General features: G+C 34.1%; 28 protein-coding genes and 1 tRNA gene. 16 read left to right on the plus strand and 13 right to left on the minus strand.

From position 1 onward, the window contains the following. Positions 1–290: 290 nt before the first annotated feature. Together ABIN61_07855 and ABIN61_07860 are read right to left on the minus strand one after the other, a co-directional pair. Positions 291–515, minus strand: a complete 225-nt coding sequence (locus ABIN61_07855; protein MEO0294114.1) for a hypothetical protein — start codon at positions 513–515, stop codon at positions 291–293. Between the two features lie 196 nt (positions 516–711). Next, positions 712–843, minus strand: a complete 132-nt coding sequence (locus tag ABIN61_07860) for a hypothetical protein (protein ID MEO0294115.1) — start codon at positions 841–843, stop codon at positions 712–714. A gap of 296 nt (positions 844–1,139) precedes the next feature. On the opposite strand from ABIN61_07860, the gene ABIN61_07865 reads away from it, so the two are divergent. From ABIN61_07865 to rimI, 10 genes are all read left to right on the plus strand, one after another. Continuing rightward, the gene (locus tag ABIN61_07865) at positions 1,140–1,265 is read left to right on the plus strand and encodes a hypothetical protein (protein ID MEO0294116.1); all 126 of its coding nucleotides are present in this window, start codon (positions 1,140–1,142) and stop codon (positions 1,263–1,265) included. Positions 1,266–1,588: 323 nt separating this feature from the next. Then, a complete protein-coding gene (gene ndk, locus ABIN61_07870; protein MEO0294117.1) occupies positions 1,589–2,002 on the plus strand; it encodes a nucleoside-diphosphate kinase in 414 nt (137 codons plus the stop codon). Between the two features lie 23 nt (positions 2,003–2,025). Continuing rightward, positions 2,026–3,285 (plus strand): acetate kinase, encoded by a 1,260-nt coding sequence (locus ABIN61_07875; protein ID MEO0294118.1) that lies wholly within the window; start codon positions 2,026–2,028, stop codon positions 3,283–3,285. Continuing rightward, positions 3,282–3,791, plus strand: coding sequence for a 16S rRNA (guanine(966)-N(2))-methyltransferase RsmD (gene rsmD, locus ABIN61_07880; GenBank protein MEO0294119.1), 510 nt, complete (start codon positions 3,282–3,284; stop codon positions 3,789–3,791). Before ABIN61_07875 ends, rsmD begins: the two co-directional genes overlap by 4 nt. Continuing rightward, positions 3,788–4,279 carry a pantetheine-phosphate adenylyltransferase gene (gene coaD / locus ABIN61_07885; protein MEO0294120.1) on the plus strand — a complete coding sequence of 164 codons (492 nt, stop codon included), beginning with the start codon at positions 3,788–3,790 and terminating at the stop codon, positions 4,277–4,279. The genes rsmD and coaD overlap by 4 nt, the downstream gene beginning before the upstream one ends. After that, entirely contained in the window at positions 4,279–5,211 is a 933-nt protein-coding gene (locus ABIN61_07890) for a GTPase (protein MEO0294121.1), read from the plus strand. Before coaD ends, ABIN61_07890 begins: the two co-directional genes overlap by 1 nt. Before the next feature lie 36 nt (positions 5,212–5,247). Then, a complete protein-coding gene (gene dprA / locus ABIN61_07895) occupies positions 5,248–6,309 on the plus strand; it encodes a DNA-processing protein DprA (protein ID MEO0294122.1) in 1,062 nt (353 codons plus the stop codon). Then, positions 6,306–6,998, plus strand: a complete 693-nt coding sequence (locus ABIN61_07900; protein ID MEO0294123.1) for a type III pantothenate kinase — start codon at positions 6,306–6,308, stop codon at positions 6,996–6,998. The genes dprA and ABIN61_07900 overlap by 4 nt, the downstream gene beginning before the upstream one ends. Next, on the plus strand, positions 6,973–7,380 hold the full coding sequence (gene tsaE / locus ABIN61_07905; GenBank protein ID MEO0294124.1) for a tRNA (adenosine(37)-N6)-threonylcarbamoyltransferase complex ATPase subunit type 1 TsaE: 408 nt from the start codon (positions 6,973–6,975) through the stop codon (positions 7,378–7,380). Before ABIN61_07900 ends, tsaE begins: the two co-directional genes overlap by 26 nt. Continuing rightward, a complete protein-coding gene (gene rimI, locus ABIN61_07910) occupies positions 7,364–8,425 on the plus strand; it encodes a ribosomal protein S18-alanine N-acetyltransferase (protein MEO0294125.1) in 1,062 nt (353 codons plus the stop codon). The genes tsaE and rimI overlap by 17 nt, the downstream gene beginning before the upstream one ends. A 10-nt stretch (positions 8,426–8,435) precedes the next feature. Here the strand turns inward: rimI and ABIN61_07915 are convergent, their stop codons facing one another. The 7 genes from ABIN61_07915 to ABIN61_07945 all read right to left on the minus strand — a co-directional run bounded on the left by ABIN61_07915 (position 8,436) and on the right by ABIN61_07945 (position 14,935). Next, positions 8,436–10,235 carry a POTRA domain-containing protein gene (locus tag ABIN61_07915; GenBank protein ID MEO0294126.1) on the minus strand — a complete coding sequence of 600 codons (1,800 nt, stop codon included), beginning with the start codon at positions 10,233–10,235 and terminating at the stop codon, positions 8,436–8,438. Positions 10,236–10,245: 10 nt separating this feature from the next. Then, complete coding sequence (locus ABIN61_07920) at positions 10,246–11,316, minus strand: type IV pilus twitching motility protein PilT (GenBank protein ID MEO0294127.1); 1,071 nt, start codon at positions 11,314–11,316, stop codon at positions 10,246–10,248. Beyond that, complete coding sequence (locus ABIN61_07925; protein MEO0294128.1) at positions 11,317–12,384, minus strand: type IV pilus twitching motility protein PilT; 1,068 nt, start codon at positions 12,382–12,384, stop codon at positions 11,317–11,319. A gap of 15 nt (positions 12,385–12,399) precedes the next feature. After that, positions 12,400–12,472, minus strand: a tRNA-Arg gene (locus ABIN61_07930). Then, positions 12,463–12,771, minus strand: coding sequence for an HU family DNA-binding protein (locus tag ABIN61_07935; GenBank protein ID MEO0294129.1), 309 nt, complete (start codon positions 12,769–12,771; stop codon positions 12,463–12,465). Before ABIN61_07935 ends, ABIN61_07930 begins: the two co-directional genes overlap by 10 nt. A gap of 89 nt (positions 12,772–12,860) precedes the next feature. Further along, on the minus strand, positions 12,861–14,018 hold the full coding sequence (locus ABIN61_07940; protein MEO0294130.1) for an acyl-CoA dehydrogenase family protein: 1,158 nt from the start codon (positions 14,016–14,018) through the stop codon (positions 12,861–12,863). Positions 14,019–14,056: 38 nt separating this feature from the next. Continuing rightward, the gene (locus ABIN61_07945; GenBank protein ID MEO0294131.1) at positions 14,057–14,935 is read right to left on the minus strand and encodes a homocysteine S-methyltransferase family protein; all 879 of its coding nucleotides are present in this window, start codon (positions 14,933–14,935) and stop codon (positions 14,057–14,059) included. 113 nt (positions 14,936–15,048) lie between these two features. Between ABIN61_07945 and rnpA the strand changes: the two genes are divergently transcribed. Genes rnpA through queA form a run of 6 tightly spaced genes read left to right on the plus strand, consistent with a single transcriptional unit; the run spans position 15,049 to position 20,152 of the window. Next, complete coding sequence (gene rnpA, locus ABIN61_07950; GenBank protein ID MEO0294132.1) at positions 15,049–15,399, plus strand: ribonuclease P protein component; 351 nt, start codon at positions 15,049–15,051, stop codon at positions 15,397–15,399. Continuing rightward, on the plus strand, positions 15,387–15,602 hold the full coding sequence (gene yidD, locus ABIN61_07955) for a membrane protein insertion efficiency factor YidD (GenBank protein ID MEO0294133.1): 216 nt from the start codon (positions 15,387–15,389) through the stop codon (positions 15,600–15,602). Before rnpA ends, yidD begins: the two co-directional genes overlap by 13 nt. Further along, positions 15,602–17,113 carry a membrane protein insertase YidC gene (gene yidC, locus ABIN61_07960; protein MEO0294134.1) on the plus strand — a complete coding sequence of 504 codons (1,512 nt, stop codon included), beginning with the start codon at positions 15,602–15,604 and terminating at the stop codon, positions 17,111–17,113. Before yidD ends, yidC begins: the two co-directional genes overlap by 1 nt. Before the next feature lie 2 nt (positions 17,114–17,115). Next, the gene (locus ABIN61_07965; protein ID MEO0294135.1) at positions 17,116–17,739 is read left to right on the plus strand and encodes a R3H domain-containing nucleic acid-binding protein; all 624 of its coding nucleotides are present in this window, start codon (positions 17,116–17,118) and stop codon (positions 17,737–17,739) included. Positions 17,740–17,768: 29 nt separating this feature from the next. Next, entirely contained in the window at positions 17,769–19,139 is a 1,371-nt protein-coding gene (gene mnmE, locus ABIN61_07970) for a tRNA uridine-5-carboxymethylaminomethyl(34) synthesis GTPase MnmE (protein MEO0294136.1), read from the plus strand. Further along, the gene (gene queA / locus ABIN61_07975; GenBank protein ID MEO0294137.1) at positions 19,136–20,152 is read left to right on the plus strand and encodes a tRNA preQ1(34) S-adenosylmethionine ribosyltransferase-isomerase QueA; all 1,017 of its coding nucleotides are present in this window, start codon (positions 19,136–19,138) and stop codon (positions 20,150–20,152) included. Before mnmE ends, queA begins: the two co-directional genes overlap by 4 nt. On the opposite strand, the gene ABIN61_07980 is transcribed toward queA, so the two are convergent. The 4 genes from ABIN61_07980 to ABIN61_07995 are packed head-to-tail and all read right to left on the minus strand — an operon-like array spanning position 20,149 to position 23,654. Continuing rightward, a complete protein-coding gene (locus ABIN61_07980) occupies positions 20,149–20,742 on the minus strand; it encodes a MarC family protein (GenBank protein MEO0294138.1) in 594 nt (197 codons plus the stop codon). The two genes, queA and ABIN61_07980, sit on opposite strands and share 4 nt — an antisense overlap. After that, the gene (locus ABIN61_07985; protein ID MEO0294139.1) at positions 20,739–21,890 is read right to left on the minus strand and encodes a glycoside hydrolase 100 family protein; all 1,152 of its coding nucleotides are present in this window, start codon (positions 21,888–21,890) and stop codon (positions 20,739–20,741) included. Before ABIN61_07985 ends, ABIN61_07980 begins: the two co-directional genes overlap by 4 nt. Continuing rightward, positions 21,887–23,029: a glycosyltransferase family 4 protein gene (locus ABIN61_07990; GenBank protein ID MEO0294140.1), complete on the minus strand. Its 1,143-nt coding sequence runs from the start codon at positions 23,027–23,029 to the stop codon at positions 21,887–21,889. The genes ABIN61_07985 and ABIN61_07990 overlap by 4 nt, the downstream gene beginning before the upstream one ends. Beyond that, the gene (locus ABIN61_07995; GenBank protein MEO0294141.1) at positions 23,007–23,654 is read right to left on the minus strand and encodes a PIG-L family deacetylase; all 648 of its coding nucleotides are present in this window, start codon (positions 23,652–23,654) and stop codon (positions 23,007–23,009) included. Before ABIN61_07995 ends, ABIN61_07990 begins: the two co-directional genes overlap by 23 nt. Between the last annotated feature and the right edge of the window lie 907 nt (positions 23,655–24,561).

The following is a 24,561-nucleotide window of genomic DNA, read 5'->3' on the forward strand; positions in this document are numbered from 1 at the left end:
GCTTGCCAATTATCTTTTGAAGTTTCTCTACCTCATCTGACTGATTCCATGCTCCCCAGATATCTCAGAAACTGTTCGCATTTCCCTCAAACCCTCAAGAACTATCGCTAATTTCTCATCAACTGACTAATTCCTTCTTTTCATTCTCTGCCCCCTTCTTTATAATTTTTATTATATCTCTACACACTTCCAGTGTCCACTCCCTATGGGAAGCAGTATAGAAGAGGCTTCATTCAATTATCAAAGTGTAAACCATATGTCTTACCACATCTCATTTATAAGCCTATCCTCTATATGATTTTTCTCCTCTTTAATGCTGACTTCATAATGTAATCCTCTGCCTTATTAACATCTAAAGGCATAAAAAACAATTTATTTTCAATAACTTTCTTTATCCCTTCCATATTGTTAAAAGCTGTATCTTTAGAAAAAACTTTGTAAACAATAGTTAATTTGTGGCATAATCTATTATTGTTATGAGATACCACTCTTTTAGAATGTGTTCTAACAATCAATGTAAGGAAGAATCTATCAGAAGGAGCATTCCTTCTCTTGGCATCCGTTCTCTTCTCTTATAACCATCATCTCCTTTTCTCTTTTTAGGTTTATGAACTCCTTTCTCTATTAAAATATTCCTGAGCAAACTATAATAAAAAATGTATGTCTTCTAATTCTAATTTCTCTTTGAAATGGACAACATTAAATCTATTCTCATATTTTCCCTTGAACAAATCCGTTCCTCTCTAAGGCGGTCCGGAACCCTTCCTTCCACCTCTTTTCTTTGAAACCTCTAAGTCTAATCTTAAAGCATGTGGATAAACTCACCCCTAAAAGAATGCTCACTTGATTGCCTCCTATTTCTCTTTTAAGCCAGCTATTGATATTATCTTGTCTCTTTTAATATTTTTCATCTTATTAAGAGAACATGTTTTTGAGGTTACCTCTTTCTTACAAAGAAGCGACCTTTTTCAATTCAATTTTATAAATAAATGACACATTCTACCCCTAAAATGTGACATTTATTTATAAACAGAAGGTATTAAGGGTATTGAAATAAAAAGATATCGAGGAAGTTTCCAGGATAAGGGAGATAATAAATAAGTGAAAGATTCTTCAATTAAGGAGTGGATTTTTATATCTTGATTTATGTTTTAAAGAAGAAGGGGTTAGAGGGTTTAAAAGGCCCAAGAAAAGCTTTTAGTGATTCACAAGAAGAGAAAAAGGATGTAGAAGATTCAGTTGTTTTATTAAGGAAACAAAGCTGATTTAGAGGAATATAAGAATTATAAAAAAGAGTAGACCAATTATTAAAAAATAAAGAAAGGAGCAACAAAAAGGGATTTAAAAAAGATAAAGAACCAAATTAAAACTTTCCAATCTTAAAGCATTTACATAGGAGACTTATTTTAATCTTTATTGAAGGAACTCATAAAGAGGATGGTAACCAACAAAGGATATCATCCGGGAACCAGTTAAAATTTTGATGTTGTGTCCTATTATAATTATGTTTATATTTTAAATTGAAAGAAGTTCTTTTTAAAAGAGGCTATCACCTTGACTTTTAATTTTTAGGGAATATTTTAAATTTATGGAAGAGACTTTGTTACTAATAAAGCCTGATGCGATTCAAAGGAAGCTTGTTGGAAAGATAATTACAAGAGTAGAAGAGGAAGGGTTTGAGATTTTAGATATGAAGATGGTTTATCTTCCAAGAAAAGATGCTGAAGAGTTTTATATTCAGCATAAAGGAGAATATTTTTATGAAAGGTTAATTAATTATATGGGGGATAATAAAATAATTGCTTTAAGATTAAAAGGAAAAAATGGAATAAGTAGACTTAGAGAATTAATTGGAGAAACGGATCCAAAATTGGCAAAGAAAAATACAATTCGTGGAGATTATGGTCTTGGGGTTCCGCAGAATAGCGTCCATGCTTCTGACTCCCCTCAGTCTGCTAAAAGAGAGATTGACTTCTTTTTTAAAACTCCTCTAGGGATTTAGAGCTTCTTTATTAAGGAGGAAAGATGATCATACTTACTATCAATTGTGGAAGTTCTTCAGTAAAATATATGGTATATAACTGGGATACACAAAAAGAACTTGCTAAGGGAATTGTAGAAAGAGTAACATTAAAAGGGTCTTTTATAAGACATAAGGCAGAGGGAAGAGAAGAGGTAAGGATTGAGAAAGATTGCCCAACTCATAAAGATGCTCTAAACCTTGTTTTTAGTCTTCTTGTTGATCCGGAAGTAGGAGTTATTAAAAACCTTAACGAAATAAACGCTGTAGGGCATAGAGTTCTTCATGGAGGGGAAAAGATAAAGCATTCAATAAAAATTGATAAAGAAGCTATAGCTTTTTTCAAAAGTATTTATGAACTTGGTCCCTTGCATCTTCCCCCCCATGTAACAGGAATTGAAGCTGCTATGGAACTTTTAGGGAATGTTCCCCATATTGCCGTTTTAGATACGGCTTTCCATTCAAGTATGCCAGAGGTCTCATATATTTATCCTGTTCCTTATGAGTGGTATGAGAAATATGGAGTCAGGAAGTATGGATTTCATGGGACTTCCCATCTTTATGTTTCAAGGAGAGCGGCTGTTCTCCTTGAAAAAGACATAAGAGAGACTAATTTGGTGACCTGTCATATAGGTAATGGAGTAAGTCTAACTGCGATAAAAAATGGGAGGTCTTATGATCACTCTATGGGTTTAACGCCTCTTGAAGGACTCGTTATGGGAACAAGGTCTGGGAGTATAGATCCTGCAATCATCCAGTTCATATGCGAGAAAGAGAATAAAACAGTCTCGGAAGTTATTGATGATCTAAACCATAGAAGTGGGCTTCTTGGAATTTCTGGTAAATGGAGTGATAGAAGGGATATTCTTAGAGAAATGTCTAAAGGAGATAAAAGAGCTGAGCTTGCATTCAACAAAGAAGTTCATACACTTAAGAAATTTATAGGAGGATATATTGCAATTCTTGGAAGAGTAGATGCTATTGTCTTTACAGCAGGAGCAGGAGAAAAAGCTACTCTATTAAGAGAAGCTGTTTGCCTAAATATGGAGCATATTGGAATAAAACTTGACATAGAAAAAAACAAGGAAGAGAAAGGAGAAAGAGAAGCTTTTATTTCTACTGATGATTCTCCAATAAAAGTTCTTGTTATTCCCACAAATGAAGAAATAGTTTTTGTAGAAGATGTTGTGGGAATCCTTAAGGGCGAATACGAGTCTCATGAAACTTATAACTATTCTTTCTCTTCTCCTAATTATAAAAAATGAATATAATAGGAGGAATTGCAAAAGGGCATAAAATTTTTTCTCCTCCAAATGTAAGACCAACAATTGGGAAAGTGAGAGAAGCTATTTTTTCAATTATAGATGTGAGAGGGAAAAGTTTTCTTGATTTATTTGCGGGTTCAGGAGCAGTAGGCATTGAGGCTTTATCAAGAGGAGCGGTTAAAACAGTGTTTATAGAAAGATCGAAGAAAGCCACAGATTATATAAAAAGAAATTTAAAAAAGACAGGTTTTGAGGCAATTGTAATAAATGAGTCTGTTTTTCCTGCGTTAGATAAAATTGATGAGACATTTGATTTCATTTTTATAGATCCTCCATATGATTCAGAATTAATAAGTAAAACTTTAGGTAAAATCAAGAGAGTTTTAAAAAAAGAAACGGTAATAATTATTGAAACTCGCAAAGGAACAAAGTTTTCTTATAACGGTTTTGAAATTGTTAAAACGAAAACTTATGGGGACACCTCCCTTACATTCTTAAAGAGATGAGGATAGCATTATACCCTGGGACTTTTGATCCAATAACAAATGGACATATAGACATTGTCAAAAGAGCTCTTAAGATTTTCGATCATCTAATCTTACTTGTTTCTGACCACTATGGGAAGAGAACTCTTTTTTCTTTAGAAGAGAGAAAAAATTTATGCGAAATTGCGCTAAGAGAAATAAAAAATGTGGAGGTTCAGATCTGGAAGGGGCTTTTGGTAGAGTACCTTAAAACAAGGAAGATCGACGCAATTATAAGGGGAATCAGAGCTATTTCTGATTTTGAGTATGAGTTCCAGATGGGAATGATGAATAGAAGGTTTTTTAAGGATGTAGAAATTTTATATTTCTTCCCTGGCGAAAATTATATTTTTTTATCTTCGAGTATTTTGAAAGAAATAGCTCTATTTAATGGAGATATTTCGGATTTTGTGCCAAGAGAAATAGAGAGAAAGCTAAAAGAACGTCTTAGAGAAAGAAAAGAGAAGTAGTGGGAGTAGGTTCATATAAAGTCTTAATAGAGGTAAGGGGAGGGAAGGGGGGTGATGGCCTTGTAAGTTTTAGGCATTTCCCTAAAAAACCAAAGGGAGGCCCTGATGGTGGAGATGGAGGAAATGGAGGTGGGGTTTATATTGAAGCTTCGGAAAATTTTTATTCTTTGGAGCACTTGAGTTGTTTTGCATCTCTAAAAGCAGAAGACGGAGAAATTGGGGGAAAAGAAAAAAGACATGGAAGAAATGGAAATGACTTGATAATAAAGGTTCCAGTGGGAACAGCTATTTATGAAGGAGACGAGAAGAGTCTGATTGCCGATTTAGTAGAACCAAAGCAAAAAGTTAAAATCGCTAAAGGAGGAAAAGGTGGGAAAGGTAATGCGAGCTTCGCTACTTCTACTAATCATATACCAAAAATTGCCACTCCTGGAGAGCCTGGGGAAACGAAAAAAATTTTACTTATTTTCAGTCCAAAGGTGAAAGTCGCTGTAATAGGACCTCCAAATGTAGGAAAATCTTCTTTAATAGCCACTCTAACCGGGAAAAAGATCGATGTTGCCCCATACCCTTTTTCTACAAAAAAACCACATTTATGGACTCACATTCATAATTTTGAAAGATATACATTCCTGGACACTCCTCCTTTTGTGCCTGAAACTTTTGAGGAAATAAAAATTCTAACGAAAAGAGCAGAAATCCTTCTTATTGTTTTTGATTCTTCGGAGCTTAAAAATTTTAAAGAAATAGAAGTTATGGCAGAAGATTTCTTGAAGGAAAATAGAGACAAAAAAATTGCTATTGTTCTTTCGAAGATTGATAAAACAGACCAAATTCCTTCTTTTATTTCCTCTTATCCAATATTTCCTTTGTCAACAGAAACAGAAAAGGGTATGGATAAATTAAGAAAATTCATATTTGGAAAAGAGTAGATTGCAAAATTTTTCTAATGTCACTATAATTTTTATATGATAGAATTTAATCTTTTAAAATTATCAAATTTAAAATTAAAGGCTTCTAAGTTAAAAGAAATAATTATAGAGAATAAAGATCTTCTTGAGGAGAAAGAGTTTTTTAATAAATTAATTGCAAATAAAATCTTAACAAAAGAGCAAGTTCTTCTCTCGGAAAGAAAGGTGAATATAAAAAATCAAATTCGTGCTCTTCAGGATCACAAGGTGAAAATAATTACGGTTCTTTCTAAGGAATACCCCGAGCCTTTAAAAGAGATAGAGGATGCACCTCCTATTTTATATTGTAAGGGAAATCTTTTCTCGGATGACTCTAATGCAATAGCTATAATAGGGACGAGAAAGGCCACCGATTATGGAAGAACAGTAGCAAGGAATCTTGCTAAAGAGCTTTCTGAACGTGGAATTACTATAATAAGTGGTTTAGCAAGTGGAATTGATACTCAAGCACACTTAGGGGCTCTTCTGAGTGGAGGGAGGACTATTGCTGTTATGGGAACAGGAATAGACTTTGTTTATCCCCCTTCAAATAGAAATCTTGCAAAAAAGATTGTAGAAAATGGAGCATTACTTACAGAACTACCACCGAATTCTCCAGCGCTTCCTTATCACTTTCCTTCAAGAAATAGAATTATAAGTGCACTCTCTAAAGCAGTAATTGTGGTTGAAGCTTCTCTCCAAAGTGGTGTTTTCTCTACAGTGAGATGGGCTCTTGAATATGGAAAGGATGTTTATGCTGTCCCTGGAGATATAAATAGAAAAAGTTCAATGGGAACAAATGAACTCCTAAAAAATGGAGCTTTTCCTCTAACAAGTTACGAAGATTTATTAAATAATACAAAACTTTCGGTTAAAGAAAAAGAAGAAAAAAGGATCCCCGCTTTAGATGAAAAGGAGCAAAAACTGTTCGAGGTTTTAAATACAATGCCCAAGAGTATTGATTTATTAGTAAAAGAAGTTGGATATACCCCTCAAGTTGTTATAGCTACGCTGGCTTCCCTTGAAATAAAAGGGCTTGTAAGAGAATTGCCGGGAAAAAGGTTTATAAAAGAAGAATGATTGGAATAATAGATATTGGGAATACCTTCTTTCACTGTGGACTATTTAAGAGTTTTGAACTTATAAAAGTTAAAAGGACTCTGAGTCCTCTTGAAGTTAAAAATTTCTTTAAAAAAGTGAAAGATATTCTATGTATTTCTGTTGTTCCTTCAAAAAAGAAGTTGATTGAAGAAGTTCTTGAAGTTGAATTGATTTCTTTTCCTTCTCATCTTATCCAATTGAGTTATAGCTCAAAACCTGGAGAAGATAGGCTTGCCAATGGTATTGGAGCTATGGAAGTGAGTGGATTACCTGTGATTGTTGTTGATTGTGGAAGTGCAATAACGATCGATCTCTTTAGCGACCCAGATGATTCTAAATTTTTGGTTAAGTTTGAGGGAGGTGCTATCTTACCTGGACTTTCTTTATATTTTGAAGCCATCTATACTGCAGGAGCTTTGCTTCCCTCTATATCTCCTCAATTTGTTAGTAGTATTGGAAAAACAACAGAGGATTGTATAAAATTTGGCGCTTATGGATGTTTTGTTGGAGGGATGAAGGAAATTTTACTAAGACTGGATTATAAAAATAAAAATCTTATATTTACAGGTGGGGATGGGAATAAATTTTCTTCTTTTTTTGGAGCAAAATATGAGCCCAATTTAACTTTGAAAGGAGGAGTCGTTGCCTATAACAAGCTCTGCTCTTGAAACAATGCTATTAGCGGAAAATTTGGTAAGGGATATTTTTAAGCCTACTTGTGTTGCTCTTTTCGGAGAATTGGGTTCAGGTAAAACGGTTTTCGTTAAAGGGTTAGCAAAAGGACTTGGGATAAAAGAAGAAATAAGAAGCCCAACTTTTGTCTTAATGTGTTCCTATTATGGGAGAATGAAATTAAATCACATTGATCTTTATAGAATAGAAAGAGAGGAAGAATTTTTCCCTCTTGAAGAAGTTTTAAGTGAAGGAATTACAGCTATAGAGTGGGCGGAAAAGGTAAAGGAAATTCTACCCCCAAAAAGAATAGAAGTTAAATTTAAAATCCTTTCACAAAATAAAAGGGAGATAATAATAGATGATTATAGGGATTGATTGTAGTAGTAAAGAAGGGGGGATTGCCACTTCTCCTAATGTTTTTTATCCTATTGAGATAGTAGAAGATATTCCATTTAAGCTGAAGGATTTGAATATAAAAAGTGAAGATATTGAGAAGGTATTGATAACTTATGGACCTGGATCTTTTACAAGCCTGCGAGTGGGACTTGTTATTGCTCAAGGGATTGCATTACCTAAAAATACACCAATTCTAGGATATTCTACCTTCTATGCAATGATAGAAGGGATTCCGGAAGGGGATCTTTTCCCTCTTATTCCTCTAAGAAGTGAAGTGGTTTATGCTGCATATTTTAAGAAAAAAGGAGGGAAAATAGAAGAGATATTTAAAGACAAAATTATCAGAGTAGAGGATCTAATAATTTATCTTAAATCTAATTCTATTTCTTCTCCTATAATATTTGGTAAGGGAGCCGAAGAAAATAAGGCTATATTAGAAAAGAATGGTTTTAGAATTTATCTATGTTCTTTTTCTATAGCTTGTAATTTATTTTCTTTATACAATAGAAATGCAGAATTTGTGGAGAATCCTCTTACCCCTTTGTACATTTCAGAGCCTGGAGCTATCAAAAAACGTTCTATAGCAGAAATCAAGATTAGAGAAATGAAAGAAGAAGATCTTGAGAAAATTTTAGAAATCGAGAGAAGCGTTTTCAAAGATCCTTGGCCTTATGAAGTTTTTTATACTCGTTTTTATTCGGATTTTTGTATAAAGTTGGTTGGAGAGTTCTCCGGAGAGATTGTAGGTTATTTGTTTGGGAGTAAAGAAAAAAATAAGTTTCATTTAGAAAATTTTGCAATTGAAAAGAAGCATTGGAGAAAAGGTTTTGGAACAAAACTTTTAACATATTTGTTAGATGAACTTTCTAAAAATCCTGAAATAAATTCGTGTTATCTTGAACATAGAATCCAAAATAAAGCGGCCTTTGAATTCTATAAAAAGTTAGGGTTCACTTTTAAGGGAATAAAAAAAGGCTATTATGGAGAAAAAGAAGATGCGGTAATTATGGAGATAAAATTTTAATTTAGCTCTTTTAAAAAGGATGCCCAAAATTTAGATATATTTTACCTCTATAGTCTTTAGAAATTTCCTTTGAAGCTCTTGCATAATCAAGGCGTATTACTCCAATAGGAGAACCATAACCAATTCCAAATCCAAAACCTACATTAAAATCATTTAGGGATATTTCCTTCGGTTCCATCCAAAGAGAGCCAAAATCAGAGAAAATTATTGTATATAAGTTCTTGTAAACATTTATTCTAAGCTCTATATTAAATAATAATTCATCTAAGCCACTCTTTCTATTAGGTCTTGGATCAGGAAAACCAATAGAGGCTTCATCAAAACCTCTTAATGAACCATACCCTCCCATTTCAAGACGGATATCAGGGCTTATTTCTAAAGGATCTTCTTTAGGGAATGTAACAATAACTCTTGAACGTTGAGCGAGGACTAATCTGAAGGGAAGAGGATAAAAGGAAGCAAAGTCAAATGTTAAACGGTCGAAATGGTTGTCTCCTCCGAAAATACGTCCTGCGTAGTCATATTGAATAAGTAATCTTAAACCTTTATTTGGATTTAAGATGTTTCTTCTTTTATCAAACAAAAACCTACCAGAAATTCTATTTGTTATACTTATTGTATCTTCTGTTATCGTTGCTCTTTTATATTCATATGGAAAAGAGAGGATTGAGAAAGGTAAAAATTCTCTTTCAAGCACAAACTCAAAAGAAAAAGCTGATTCAAATTCTCGCCTCAATAAGGAAGGGGAGATTATCAGGTTAAAACCGCTTCCGAAAAGATAGGATTCTCTATAACTTAATCTATATTCCTGTTCCCATTCTTTAAATGTTAAAAATTTATTTTCTTCTTTTTGAGGAACCCCTTTGAAATAAAAATCGGTTATTAACCTCTGAAGATTTCCAAAAAGATCCAGATCCCCCCATTTGAAATTAAATAAAGTCTTACGGGGAGATTCGTAACCCATACCTATCTGGAAAAATCTTGATTTTTCCTCTTTTAAAATAAAAGTTATATCTACTGAGTCCTTTTTAACTTTCTCTTCGATCACTCTTATATGAGAAAAAAGTTCGGTTTTGTAAAGGTTACTTTGTGAAAGATAAACTAAAGAAGGCCTATAGAGTTCTTCTTCTTTTATCCTTAGTTCTCTCCTCGCAACTTTGTATCTCACGCTTTCTAAACCTTTAATCTTAATATTTCTCACATATATTTTCTCTCCTTCCTCTATAATTACTTTAAGATAAACTCTTTTTTCTCCTTCATCTAAAAAATACCTTTCTATCTTTATGCTTGCATCCACAAACCCTTTTTCTGCATAACTCGTTGATAAAGCATATCTTCCAGCATCTATAATACCTTCATCGTAATAACTTCCTTTTTTTATTGACAACTTTCCTATTATATATTTTTCCGAGAATATCTTATTTCCTACGATTTCCACACTATCAATTTTACTCCTTGTTCCTTCAAAAATATGATATGTTATAATGAAACCATTTTTCTTTGAATCGAATTCTCCTTCCATTTTTAAAATTCTCATACTAAAAAATCCCCTACTCCTGTAATAGCTTATTAACCTTTGGGGAGTTTCCTTTATAAATTGCTCAACATATTGGTCTCCCTCCTTTATGGGTAACAAATTTTTTAATTTATTACCTTTTACAAAGTGATTCCCTTTAAAATTTATCTTTAAAACTTTAATAAATTCGCCTTGCCGCAGTTCTCCAAAACAGCCATAAAGTAGAAGAAATAAAAAGATAAAGACCTTATTAATTTTTAAGATGTTCTTAAAAATTCCAAAATATTTTTCCAATGGGTTTCTCTTATTTCTTGCTTTGCAGTAACTCGTTTAACTCCTCTGGGTTAGTAGAAACATTCAATGCATCTTTATGAGTTATAATTCCTTGTTGAATTAATTCAATAAGAGAGTGGTTCATTGTTTTCATACCTTCTTTTGTTCTGGTCTGCATAATTGAATATAATTGATGTGTTTTCCCTTCCCTAATAAGTTTTCTAACCGCAGCTATAGAGACAAGTGTTTCTGTGACTAAGATTAATCCTCCATTTTTTCTATTCTTTACCAGGTCTTGAGAAATTATTCCAAGTAAATTTGCAGAAAGTTGAAGTCGAATTTGACGTCTTTGATGAGGAGGGAAAATGTTAATGATTCTGTCAATTGTTTGAATAGCACCTCTTGTGTGTAGAGTAGAAAGGACTAAATGACCTGTTTCCGCTGCTGTAATAGTCATCTGAATAGATTCTCTATCTCTCATTTCCCCAACAACGATTACATCCGGATCCTGACGGAGAGCAAATTTCACAGCTGTAGCGAAAGAATGGGTATCATTTCCTACCGCTCTTTGGTCAATAATTGATTTTTTATCTTCATATAAGAATTCTATTGGGTCTTCTATTGTTATTATATGAACCCCTTTATTTTTATTTATATGTTCAACTATAGAGGCAATAGTTGTTGATTTTCCACTTCCAGAAGGTCCTGTAATCAAGAGAAGCCCTCTTGGTCTTCCCGCGAATTCTTTTAAGATCTTTGGAAGATTTAGGCTATCAATATCCGGAATATCTTTTGGGATAAGTCTAAAAACGATCCCCATCGCTCCTTTTTGCATAAAAACATTTACTCTAAACCTGGAAAGCCCTGGGACATTTACTGCAAGATCCATTTCCTTTTCTTTCTCAAATCGCTCTAATTGTTTCGATGACATAATATTCTTTGCTACATTACCTATATCCTCTTGAGTAACAATAGGGTAATTTTCCCATCTAATGAGGTCTCTATTTTTCTTTATAATTGGATGAGAATTAACTTTAAGAATAAGATCTGAAATCCCCTCCTTTTTCATCCTATTTAGAAGTTCTCCAATATTAATAGCCATTTAACCCCTCGCCAAAGAAGCTTCAAATAAATTTGGATTAGAGGCTTTTGAAAGAGCTTCTTCGTAATCCACAAGACCTCTAAGATATAGATCCTTTAGATAATCATCAAGTAACTTCATTCCAAATTGTCCACCTGCTTTTATTATGTTATAAATTTGCTCCACCTTACCTTCCCTAATTGCATTCGCCACTCCTTTTGTGCCTATAAGTATTTCGAAAGCTGCAATCATCCCTTTGCCATCTTTTCTTCTTAGTAATGTTTGAGAGATTACAGCTCTAATTGTTGAAGCAAATTGAACTCTAATTTGATGTTGATGTTCTGGCTCAAAAACATCTACTATTCTATCCACAGTTTGTGGGGCATCTGGGGTGTGAAGTGTTGCAAAAACAAGAGCTCCCATCTCTGCCGCATTAAGAGCTCTTTCTATTGTTTCTCTATCTCTCATCTCCCCTACCATTATCACGTCTGGGGTCTGACGCATAACTCTTTTTAAAGCTTCTTCAAAAGAGTTCGTATCTACTCCTATTGCTCTTTGCTCAATTACGCTTTTCTTGTCTTCAAAAACGTATTCAATTGGATCCTCTATTGTTACAATGTGCTTTTTCTGTGTGAGGTTTATCTCTTCAATCATAGCTGCAAGGGTGGTGGATTTCCCTGCACCTGTTGGTCCTGTTACAAGAACAAAGCCATGGGTAGAAAGAGCAATCTCTTTGAGAATCTCTGGCATTTTCCATTCATCTATTGTCTTGACTTTTAAGGGGATAACCCTAACTGCTACACCTATTTTCCCTCTTTGGAGAAAAACGTTCATTCTAAATCTAGAAATTCCTGGAAGTTCATAAGAAATATCAAGCTCCCATTCTTTTTTGAACCTCTCTATTTGTTCTTCGGTCATTATTTCAAAAATTAGTTCTTTAATTTCTTCTAAGGAAAAAGGTTTGTAATTTTCTAATCTTTTTAACTCTCCTTGAATTCTTACAACAGGAGGTTCGTCTACTTTAAGGTGAAGATCTGAACCTCCAAGCTTTACAACCTCATTTAAATATTTTTCAATTTTTGCAGCCATTTATCCTTTCAAAAATACACCCGAAAGGACTCGAACCTTCAACCTTCCCGGCCGGAGCGGGACGCTCTATCCATTGAGCTACGGGTGTAAATTTTTGGAAAAATCTTTATTTTCTACCTCTCTTTTTAACACTTTAGAAGGCTTAAAGGAAGGTAACCACCTCCCAGGGATTTTCACTTCTACATTCGTTTTTGGATTTCTCCCTATTCTACTTTTACGAAATTTGTTTTCAAAAACACCGAATCCTCTGAATTCAATTCTGCTATTAGTATAATAAACTTCTTTAATTTCTTCGAGGAAAGCTTCTATTACTGTTCTTACTTCTTTTACTGGAATTCCAGTCCCTTTTGAAATATTAAGGACAATATCTGCTCTCGTTTTTGTCATAAAATCCTCCTTTGTAATTTTGTTAAGATATTTAATTACATTTACTTATAAGTAAGTATATAAACAAAAAATAAAGTAATGTCAAGGGGTTATTTTTTCTTTATCTCTTCTTTTAAAAGTTCGCTCGCTATAACAAGTTTTTGTATTTCGTTAGTTCCTTCGTAAATTTGAGTAATTTTTGCATCTCTCATCATTTTCTCTACAGGATAGTCTTTCATATACCCATAACCCCCAAAGACTTGTATTGCTTCAATCGTCACTTCCATTGCTACATCAGAAGCAAATAGCTTTGCCATTGAAGATTCTTTAGAAATTCTCTTTCCTCCTCCATCTATATACCTTGCAACCTGGTAAGTCAAAGCTCTTGCTGCTTCTACTTTTGTTGCCATTTCCGCAAGTTTAATCTGAATAGCCTGAAATTCACCAATCTTTTTCCCAAATTGTTTTCTTGTATTTGCATAAGAAACAGCTTCTCTTAAGGCACCTTCTGCTATCCCAACCGCCTGAGCTGCTACACCCACTCGAGAATTATCAAATGTTTTCATAGCTACCATAAAACCAGCACCTTCTCTTCCTATTAAATTTTCTTTGGGGACTTTACAATTTGTAAAGACAAGCTCCCTTGTGGCAGCCGCTCTTATCCCTAGTTTGTCCTCTTCTTTACCGAAAGAAAATCCTTCGTAACCTTTCTCTACAATTATTGCAGATAGTCCTCTTATACCTCTCTCTGGATCTGTAGAGACAATAACACAATATATATCAGCTTCTCCTGCGTTAGAAATAAATATTTTATTCCCATTCAAAATATAATAATTCCCGTCATCTTTTGCTTTAAGTTTTACATTCCCTGCATCAGAACCAGCCTCTGGCTCAGTTAAGGCAAAGGCAGCCCATTTTTCTCCTCTTCCTATTAATGGTAGATATTTCTTTTTCTGGTCTTCGCTTCCGAAAAGGATTATTGGTATTGCTCCAAGGCCGTTCGCGGCATAAGCTGTTGCTACTCCTCCATCCACAATAGAAATTTCTTCTATAGCAAGACACATCCCAAACATTCCCATCCCTAGGCCTTCATATTCCTCAGGGATAAAAACTCTTAAAAGATCAGATCTACCTAATTCTTCCTTAATTTCTGGAGCGAGTTTACTTTCTCTATCCATCTTCTCTCTTAAGGGCTTTATTTTCTCTTCTGCGATGGCTCTTGCGACTTCCTTTATCATTTGTTGTTCTTCGGTAAGATTATAATCCATATTACCTCCTTTAAAGTTATTTGTTGTTCTATAAAATTTCAAGATTGGCTTTCTTTTAAAATCAAGCTTGATAAAATCTTTATGTGTTCTGGAGTTGTTCCGCAACAGCCTCCAATAAGTGTTGCTCCTCTTTTATAACATTCAAGGGTAGAAATAGCAAAATTTTCAGGGTTCATATAAAAAGTCTTTCCTTCTCTTATTTCTGGCTTACCAGCATTTGGCTCGGCTATTATAGGTAAAGAGGTCATATTTTTGAAAATAGAAACCACATTAGCCATCTCTAAAGGTGTGAGTTCTCCACAATTGGTTCCTATTATATCTGCTCCTTCTTTAGATAGTTGTAAGGCACAATCCCTAACAGAATCCCCCATTATTGTTCTCCCTCCATTTTTATCTGTATGAAAACTCATTGATACAATAGTAGGAAGATTCGAAGTATCCTTACAAGCACGTAAGGCCCAAATACCCTCTCGGAGATCAGTGATTGTCTCGATTATAAAACCATCCACCCCTTCTTCTAAAAGATATGAAGCTTGTTCTTTAAAGGCTTCGTAAAAATCTTTCTCTTTATAAGATCCATAAGGCTCAAGTAATTGTCCTGTAGAGCTAATATTCCCAAGAATAAAAACTTTATCCTGAGCTGCAGTTTTTGCAAGAAAGACGCCCTTTCTATTTACTTCTTCTACTTCAATCTTTAAATCGTGAGTTTGGATGTAGATTCTATTCATTCCGAAAGTATTTGTTATTATAGCATGACTTCCTGCATTTATATAGTCTTTATGGATCTCTATTACTTTTTCGGGATTAATGAGATTACTTCTTGGACCTCCGGGAGAACCTCTTCTTTCTAATTCTGTTCCCATTGCGCCATCCAAAATAACAAAATTGTTTTTCTTGATAAAATCTAAAAAATTCATTTTTTCCTTTAGTTAAAATAAGAAGCTTACTTTATATGTCAAGATTTTGAGAACTTGACAATATTGATGTTCTTTATTAGTATAAATAGATTTTTTAATGCTTGATTCTAAAAATGGGGAAGAAATTTGGTCTTAAAAGAAAGGAATGGATGATCCAAGATGGGGAGAGGATAAAAGAGGTTTACAAAAAAGGGGTTGCTTTTGAAGGAGATTATACTTATATCTATTATTTGGAAGATGAGGAGAAAAAATTCTCTATTAGAGTTGAGAAAGGAGTAAAGGGTGGTGTGAGAAGAAATAAATTGAGAAGATGGTTAAGAGAAATCGTAAGGCAAGCAAACCCTCTTCTTAAAAATGGACATTATATAATTGAAGGAAAAAAAAGGGCTTTAGAGAGCACCTATAATGAGATTAAGGAAGATTTTGAAAAGATATGCTTAAGAGGAAATTTATGGTTAAGATAATTATAGGGATATTAAAATTTTACTCCCATAAAATCTCGCCTTTTTTGCCGAGAAGATGCAAATATTATCCTACTTGTTCATCTTATGCAATAGAGGCTTTTGAGAAGAAGGGGTTTTTAAAAGGCTTGTTACTCACTTTTTGGAGAATTCTTCGATGTAATCCTTTTAGTAAGGGTGGTTACGATCCTCTGGAGGTAAAATAATGGATGAAACGAAAAGATTAATACTTGGTTTTGTTTTGATATTTATTGTTATGTGGTTATTCCAGTTATACACAACTCAAAAAAAAGAGAGAGTGGAAGAACCCCCTATTGAAGAGACTTCTAAAGAGGTTATTTCCCAGAAAGAAGAGAAAATTGCTGAATTAGTGAAGGGCAAAGTGAAAGTTATGAAAGATAGTTCAAAATTAATAAAAGTGGAAACAAAGCTAATGAACGTTTATTTATCTTCTTTTGGAGGCGTTGTAGATTCAATTTATCTAAAGGATTATAAGGTGAGATTTTCTCCTCTTAATAGAGAGGGCCCCTTCCTTTCCACCTCTATTATTATGGGAGGGAAACCTATTCCTCTGAGTTTGTTGCCTTTTAAGGTGGAAATAAAAGAAGGGAAAAATAAAAAGGTGATTTTTTCTTATACTCTGGATTCTATTATTCTTAATAAAACTTACACATTTGAAGATTCCTCTTATATTGTTCATCTTGAATGTAGCCCTAAGAGTAAATATCTATATGAAATAAGTGCTTTTGAGACAGGTGAGAAATTTTCAAGAGAAGATTATTATAGTGGAGTAGTATACTATGCAGGGGGTAAAGCTTACCACATAAAAAAAGGGAATTTGTTAAAGGGCTTAGAAGAACCTTTTTCAGGGCTTTACCAATGGGTGGGATATAAAACCAAGTATTTTTTTGGAGGTTTTGTTCCAGAGGATTATATTGAAGATTTTACTTTAAAGAAATCCCCTAAAAATCCAGTTTTGTCTATTCAGGCTGAAGATAAAGCAAGATTCTATTTTGGTCCTCTTAAATATTCTATTCTTGCCTCAGTGAAAAAGGGTTTTGAAGATGCTATATATTTTGGGTGGGCCCTTATAAGACCAATAGCAAAATTCATCTATCATTTTATGCAATTTCTCCATAATAGGGTAAGTAGTAATTATGGTGTAGTAGTAATCCTATTTGCTTTTTGTCTGAATTTTGTGTTTATCCCTCTTACAATTCATCAGGCTAAATCAATTGGTAGAATGAGTAAACTTCAACCTAAATTGCAGGAAATAAAAAGAAAATATAAAGATGATCCTCATAGAATGAACCAAGAAGTTATTAATTTGTATAGAGAAATAGGATTTAATCCTTTTTCAGGCTGTTTAACTAGTATTTTTTTACAAATGCCTATTTTTATATCTCTATTTCAGGTTTTGAATTCTTCTATAGAACTTAAAGGAGCTCCTTTCGCTTTATGGATAAGGGATTTATCTGTAAGAGATCCTTATTTTGTGTTTCCAGTCCTTACTGGAATTTCTATATTTTTCCAGCAACGGATCACGAGTCCACAAACTCATGACGAACAACAGAGGATGATGTCTTATATGACACCTGTTTTTATTACAGCGATTTTTTTAACACTTCCTTCGGGGTTGACACTTTACTTCTTTACTTATAATATTTTAACGTTGGTTACTCAGATCCTTATAAAAAGAAGACTCAAGGAGGTTTAAGTATGGTTAACCAGGAGATAGAGGTTGAGGGTGTAAATATTGAGGAGGCGTTAAAAAAGGGTTTAGAAAAGCTCTCTCTGGAAGATAAAAATCAAATAGAATGGGAAGTTTTGTCCTCAGAAGAAGGACTTGTGAGGCTAAGAGTTAAAAGAAAAAAAACTTCAGATATTTCTAATAAAGAAGAGTTGGTTCGCAGAGAGATAAATGCAATATTAGAGAAGCTCGGAACCACTGGAAAGATTAGAATTGAGAAAGAAAACGATAGACTTTATGTTGATATTAGAACAAAAGATATGGATGGAATATTGATTGGAAAATCTGGAAAAACCCTTGAATCATTTCAACACCTTCTATCAAGAATCATTCATTCAAAAGACGATTCGATAGAGCTTTATATAGATGTCGCAGGTTATAGAAGAAAGAGAGAGCGATCTCTTAGTAGTCGTGCGAAAGCCTTTGCAGAGGAAGTTAAAAGATCTGGAAGGGAATATATATTTCAGCCTCTACCTCCATCTCTTAGAAGAGTAATTCATCTAGCTGTTTCAGAAATTGAAGGAGTAAGAACTTACACAATTGGCGATTCTGAACTAAAGAAGGTGGTTATAGCCCCTGCAAGAGGTAAATAAGCTTTTGCTATAAGCTTTGCCTTTAGTAAATGAGAAAATTCTCTGACACCATTTGTGGAATAAGCACTCCAATAGGGAAAGGAGCTATTTCAATAATAAGAGTTAGCGGAGAAGATGCTATCAAGATTGTTTCGAAAATCTTTATCCCAAAACAGAAACTCATAGATGTAAAAGATAGAACAATTCTTCATGGTTGGATTGAAATTCCCCAAAGTGGAAAAATAATAGACGAGGTTCTTCTTTTCGTTTTTAAAAAACCCTTTTCTTACACCGGAGAGGATGTTATAGAGATTTCTTCCCATGGAGGTTTGGCAATTCCAAGAAAGATAATGCAATTACTTATAGAAAATGGAGCAAGGATAGCAGAAAGAGGAGAATTTACAAGGAGAAGCTTTTTGAATGGGAAAATGAGCCTTTTAGAGGCTGAGGCTTTATTAGATGTTATTGAAGCGAAAACCGAGAAGAGTTTACTCCTCGCAGAAAGAAACTTAAATGGAAGATTTAGAAAAGAGATCGAAAAAATAAAAGAAGAGTTTATAGAAATAAAGACATTAGTTGAAACCTCTTTGGATTTTGAAGAAACTGACTTAATATCTATTTCTCCTATAGAATTAATTAAAAGGATTAAGCTTCTAAAAGAGAAACTGAAGAAGATAGAATCAACATATAAAAGAGGAAAACTCCTTTTGGATGGATTTAATCTTGCAATAGTGGGGAAACCTAATGTTGGGAAATCAAGTCTTTTCAACGCATTACTTCAGGAAGAGAAAGCAATTGTGACAGAAATTCCGGGGACTACAAGAGATGTCTTGGAAGGAGTTCTGGATATCGAAGGTTACACGGTTATTATTCATGATATGGCTGGAATAAGGGATGCTGACTCTAAAGTAGAAGAAATTGGTATAAAAAAAGCCTTAGAAGTTGTGAATTATTCAGATGGAGTTTTGTTTGTTTTAGATGGCTCTCTACCTTTAAGCGAGGAAGATGAGGAAATCTTTAATATAATCTCAAATAAACCTTTTGTTTTGGTAATAAATAAGAAAGACTTAAAGAAGAAAATTGGAGAGATTCCTTTTCCTGGAGAAAGAATTTGGATTTCAGCTAAAAATCATTTGGGGATTGAGGAATTGAATAGAGCTATTATTAACCTGATTAAGGGAAAGGTCCCAGATTTCTTAGAAGAAGAAATTGTCTGTACCACTGAAAGGCAAAGGGATAAAATTAATAAAGCAATAGAGGCTCTTGAGGATGCTCTTCAACTTTTAAAAGCAGGAAAAGAAATAGAACTTATTGCTTTTGATATAGATGAAGCTATTACTTCTCTTAAAGAGTTAACAGGAGAAATCACTACAGAAGAGATCCTTGATAGTATATTTTCTAAATTTTGTATTGGTAAATGAAAAGGTCTGATTTTTCTTTTAAGCTCCCTAAGGAGCTTATAGCACAATATCCAAAGGAAAAGGGGTCTTCTCGACTTATGGTTTTAGATAGAGAAACCGGAGGTATTGAGCATAGAAAATTCTCCGATATTGTAGAATATGTAAGATCTGGGGATTGCTTTGTTATAAATAATTCTAAAGTAATTCCAGCAAGACTTATAGGATATAAATCCCAGGGAGGAGAAATTGAGATTTTACTTATTGAAGAGATAGAAGAAAGATTATGGAAGGCAATGGTTTTTCCTGGGAAAAGGGTAAAAGTCAATAATGTTATATTCATTAATGATAAAGTAAAATGCAAAGTTAAAGAGATAGATGAAAAAACTGGAGAGAGATTCTTAGAATTTAATGTGGATAAAAATGAGCTTCTAAGATATGGAGAAATTCCACTCCCTCCCTATATAAAAAGAGCCCCTTCAGAAGAGGATAAAAATTATTACCAAACAGTTTACGCAAAAATAGAAGGTTCAATAGCAGCTCCAACAGCAGGCCTTCATTTTAGTGAAGAGATTTTAGAAAAATTGAAAGAGAATGGAGTAAAGATTGCAGAAATAACTCTACACATTGGCCCTGGCACTTTTAAACCTATTAGAACAGAAAATATAGAAAACCACGAGATGGAGAGCGAATGGTTCAAGATAGATAGGGAAGCTGTTTCTATTATAGAAGAGACAAAAAAAGAAGGGAGAAGTGTCTTTGCCATAGGAACTACAACCGTGAGAGTTCTTGAGACGGTTGCTGTAGGTAAAGGAAGATTGACCCCAAGGGAAGGAAGGACTTCTCTTTTTATTTATCCTCCATATGAGTTTAAAATCGTTGATCATTTATTAACAAATTTTCATCTTCCAGAAACAACTCTTCTAATTCTTGTGGCTGCTTTTGCCTCCAGAGAAATGATTTTTAAATGTTACAGAGAAGCGATAAAGGAAAAATATATGTTTTATTCTTATGGAGATGCAATGCTTATTCTTTAGAGATTAAAATAAGTTTTTATAATTTCAATTACACCTTTTCTTAAAAGCATTATAGCGATTGAAGCCAAGAAAAGACTTGCTATTTTGGATAAAGTCTTTGTTCCTGATTGTCCAAGGAATTTAGAAATAGGGATAGAGAACTCAAAAATGAGTCCTGCAAAAAGAATATTCAAAATTACCGCAATAGCAGTTAGAAAAACTCCATAGGCATTTACAAGAATAATTGAAGTAGTAAGAACAGCAGGTCCTGTAATTAAAGGAACTCCCAACGGAACGGCTCCAAGAGTGTCCCGGTCAATACCTTTTGTGAGTTTCTCCCCCCTCGTCAAGTCTGTAAGAGCTATTGTTAGAAGTAAGATTCCTCCTGCTATCATAAAGTCTGAAACACTTACACCAATAACTTTCATCAATTCTGGCCCAACAAATAGAAAAACAATAGCTACAGCTGAAGCAGTTAAAATAGATTGAAATAAAACGTTCTTCTTCCTTTTTTTACTTAAACCCTCGGTAAGATTTATGAAGAGAGGTAAAATACCAATGGCATCCACTGCAAAAAATAAAGGAACAAAGCAAAGCCAAAAATTTTTCATTTTCTAACTTCCTCAAAGAAAGGGGTTTTTCTAATCTCCACACATTTGGCAGCATAAATATACAACGCCGCTGACCAGCTTTGCCAATCTTCGCCCATCGGCTCTCCATTTTGCGCCTTTATCCATTCATTAAAGCCGAAATCAAGTCTTTTATTCCTCGAAAATTTTACTAAATTTGTAAGTTCCATGAGCTTATCTTCTGCTAACTCATATTTCCCAATGGCAACTAAAGCTGCTATATAAAAACCACATATAAAAGGCCAAATCCCACCATTTTGGTATTCTCCTGGATTATTATAAATAGCGTATCTTGGCATCCAATCAGGATCTTCTGGATGTATAAAAGGGAAAAGACAGGGAGGCAAGTTTCCCCAAAGAAGCCCTTTTTTCTGCATAACCTTAATTTCTTTTTCAACCCAGTTAATAATTTCCTCTCCTTTTTTTCTATCACATAAGCCTGAGAGAATTGCAAGAGAGTTTCCCAAAAGGTCAAACCTCGTGCTTTTATATATTTTATAAATCCAGAATGCATAATAAGGTTTATTAGTTAACAAAAAGCTTCCTCTTCTCTTTGGATCTATTGTAAGCGTTTCTATTAATCTTTTTAATTTTTTTGCTCTTTCATAATTGCCCAATAACTTCAAATAGGTGTATACGATAGTGTTTAGAAATAAACTATGGCCTAAAACCCAGAGTTCATCTCTCCAGTCACTTGTTGGGAGTTGTGCAACCATAACATTATCTTCTGGACTCTGATACTCCATCCATTTCATTGCTTTTTCTACGGCTTCAGCAAGAAAATTTTTCTCTCCGCTAAAATTTCTAAAAAAACCCACTGCCATAAGAAATAATGGAGTAGTATCACTTGAACCTCTATCTTTTGGAGTGTGGACAAAAGAGGGTATATGTCCATGCTCAGTCTGATTTTTTGCAAGCCTTTCAAGAACTTTACGAAGCACTTCAATTAATTTTTTATTCTCTGAGGTTAAAAAACCTAAGGAAGAAATCATTAAATCCCTTGTGTATGGTTCAGGATACCCCCATCCTGCAGTTCTTGGCAAACCTTTATAAGGACCTTTCGCATTGTTAAGTAGAACATCTATCGCTGCTTCTTTTGCTCTTTCAATCAGTTCTTTATCGTAATTCATGAAAGACCAAATTTTTCTGTTATTATTTTTACAAACTTCCTGGTTATAACTCTATAATCAAAAAGTTCCACAACTCTTTTCCTGCCAGCTTTTCCCATTTTTTCTCTAAGTTTTTCGTCTTCCATTAAATCCATAAGATAATTTGCAATATCATGAACACTTGCCCTAAAGTCTACTGTTCTTGGCCTTTTAAAAACAATTCTTTGTTCGGTTTTCTCATTGGAAGGAGACTCTATGTAAATCTCCTTTGTTCTAATCTCTTGAGCAACATTGGCCAAAAAAGCAGTTTTTCCATGAATCATTGTGTCCAACATTCCCATTGCTTTAATTCCTATTACTGGTTTTTCACAGGAAGCAGCTTCTATTTGAGCCATTCCAAAACCTTCAAGACGAGAAGGTGCTGCGTATATATCGCAGGCAGCCATAAGATATGGCATAAAATTTCTTGAAAGTATTGTTGTGGTATAAATTACCTTCTTAGAAATGCCAAGTTGTGCGGCAAGTTGCATATCAAGTAAGTTTTGAATTTGAGTTCTCGGCTGAGGCCAAACTTTACACACATATTTCCATGGGGGTGCTTTTGAATCATTAATGGCTAAAGCCTGCATAACTTCTTGAGCTCCTTTAGAAGCCGCATCCCCACCAACTGTTAAAATCATTAATTCTTGAGGAGAGATTCCAAGAGACTCTCGAATAGCCACGATTTTAGGATCGTCCTTTTCTCTGGGGATAAAAGAATTAGTATCACAACCAACATGAAGAACTTCAATATTATCTCCGCTAAGTCCATCTCTTTTATAAACTTTTTTCACCCATCTTGAAGTAACCAATATAAGAGGCAAAGCATCCAGAATTTCTCTATAACCTCCAACATATCCGTCTGCAACTAACCAAGGAACAGGAATACATCCAAATCTTTGAGGATGTAGAACAAGTTGTGGTGTATGTCCCCAATAACCCACTCCAACAACAATGTCAGGTTTAAACCACCGGTAATACCACTCTTTTTCTTGGTAGGATTCTAAATTTACAGGATAAGCTTCTATTCCCATTTCGGTCAAACCTCTGTATAATAGAGCTCCTTGTGTCGCAAGACCCCCAGGAGAGGCTGGATAATCAAACATCACAAGAATTTTCATAATAACTCCCAAATTTTTCTCTCGCTTTATTTATAGAAGAAAATTGCCAAAAGGCTTCTTCTTTTGGAGTAACTTTTGCTTCCCAACTATTAAGAGAAAACCCATATATCTCAGTTACAATTTTAATCTTCTTCATCCAGATTTCTTCTGGAAGCAGAAATACCAAATTTGCGTTTCTAATTGCTCGTGGATAATATTTTCCTCCTCCATCTTCATAAGCAAACATCCATAGTTCCTTCACTCTCAAAAACTCTTTTTCTATTAAAGATAAAACTGCCCATCCTGTTTCCTCATGGCGGAGATGTCTTGTATACTCACCTTTTGGGCTATGGGTTATTACAAGATCGTATTCTCTTTTCGTGAGTAACATTAAAATTGTCTCTTCTACCTCTTTTGTTCCAATTGGAGGTTGGCTGGGTTCGTCGTTAAGAGAGCCAATTTGCCCTTCTGCATGGAGCTCCTTTAAAGCTTTAAAGAATTTCTTACTTCTATCCAAGTCATCTTTTCTGCATAAACAGGCTACTTCCCAGTTTGCCTCTGAATGAGAAAGAATAAACCCTCCAGCCCAAAGAATTTCATCATCGGGATGAGCCACAATTAGGGCACAATTATCAAATTTATTCATAAGAATATATTGTTAAATAATAAATAAACTTTATCTTAATGTCAAGATATAGATTTTTCCTGTGTTGTTATTATAAATAATAAATGTCACATTTGGGTAGAATATGACATTTATTTATAAAGAGAGAAAGAAGGTTCCTCTTTGGCCCAAAGGAAAGTAAAATAAAGTGGCGTCGAGGAAAGCTTATATGTCCGGTTGGCGAGCATAAAGACAGGAAAAATGAAACTATTAACATTGTTTAATAAAATTTGAGCCCCGAAATCTTTGACAATTTAGGAGCCGATGTGGTTCATTTAAGAGAAGGCAGTAAGATTGGCTGTTAAGAGGGAGGTTGCTCTTACTTTGAGGATCTGAGGCAGTGGCACATAGAGAAAAGATAGTATTGGAACTTGGGAGACCATGAACGTTCCAGAGAGGTGGGGATGATATATATGTCTTGAGAAATAAATCCTTTTTCTTTTAACATTTTCAACGCTATATAACCCATCTTCTATTAGTTTATAGAAGCCTCTACATTTCCATTTGCATTCGTAGTTCTCTTATTTCTGATTACGCTACTATTAGGAAGTTTGAAAATGTCAGGAAGTTAAGTAAATACTGAGAAAGCACAAAGAGGGGTTATCTAATTGGAGAGCAAAAAGTGAAAGTACAGGAAAACGGAGGAAAATTATTTTTTGTTTTCATATTACAGGGTTTTTCGCATTTTATCACAGAGAATCTTGAGGTATATAAATCTTACAGTAAACTTAAGATGTTTAAAAGATTAGGTAAAGCAAGAAGAGACCTTCCAAGGCAGGTGGTGGACACTTTGAGATATTTTAACATTCACAAGGTCTAATTCCAGATCAAGAGTCACATCCATTTTCTTCTCCAGGAGTTTATCAAGATCCGCCGCAAACCAGTGGAC

This window comes from candidate division WOR-3 bacterium, assembly GCA_039804165.1.
In the GTDB taxonomy this organism is placed as follows: domain Bacteria; phylum Hydrothermota; class UBA3072; order UBA3072; family UBA3072; genus JAFGHJ01.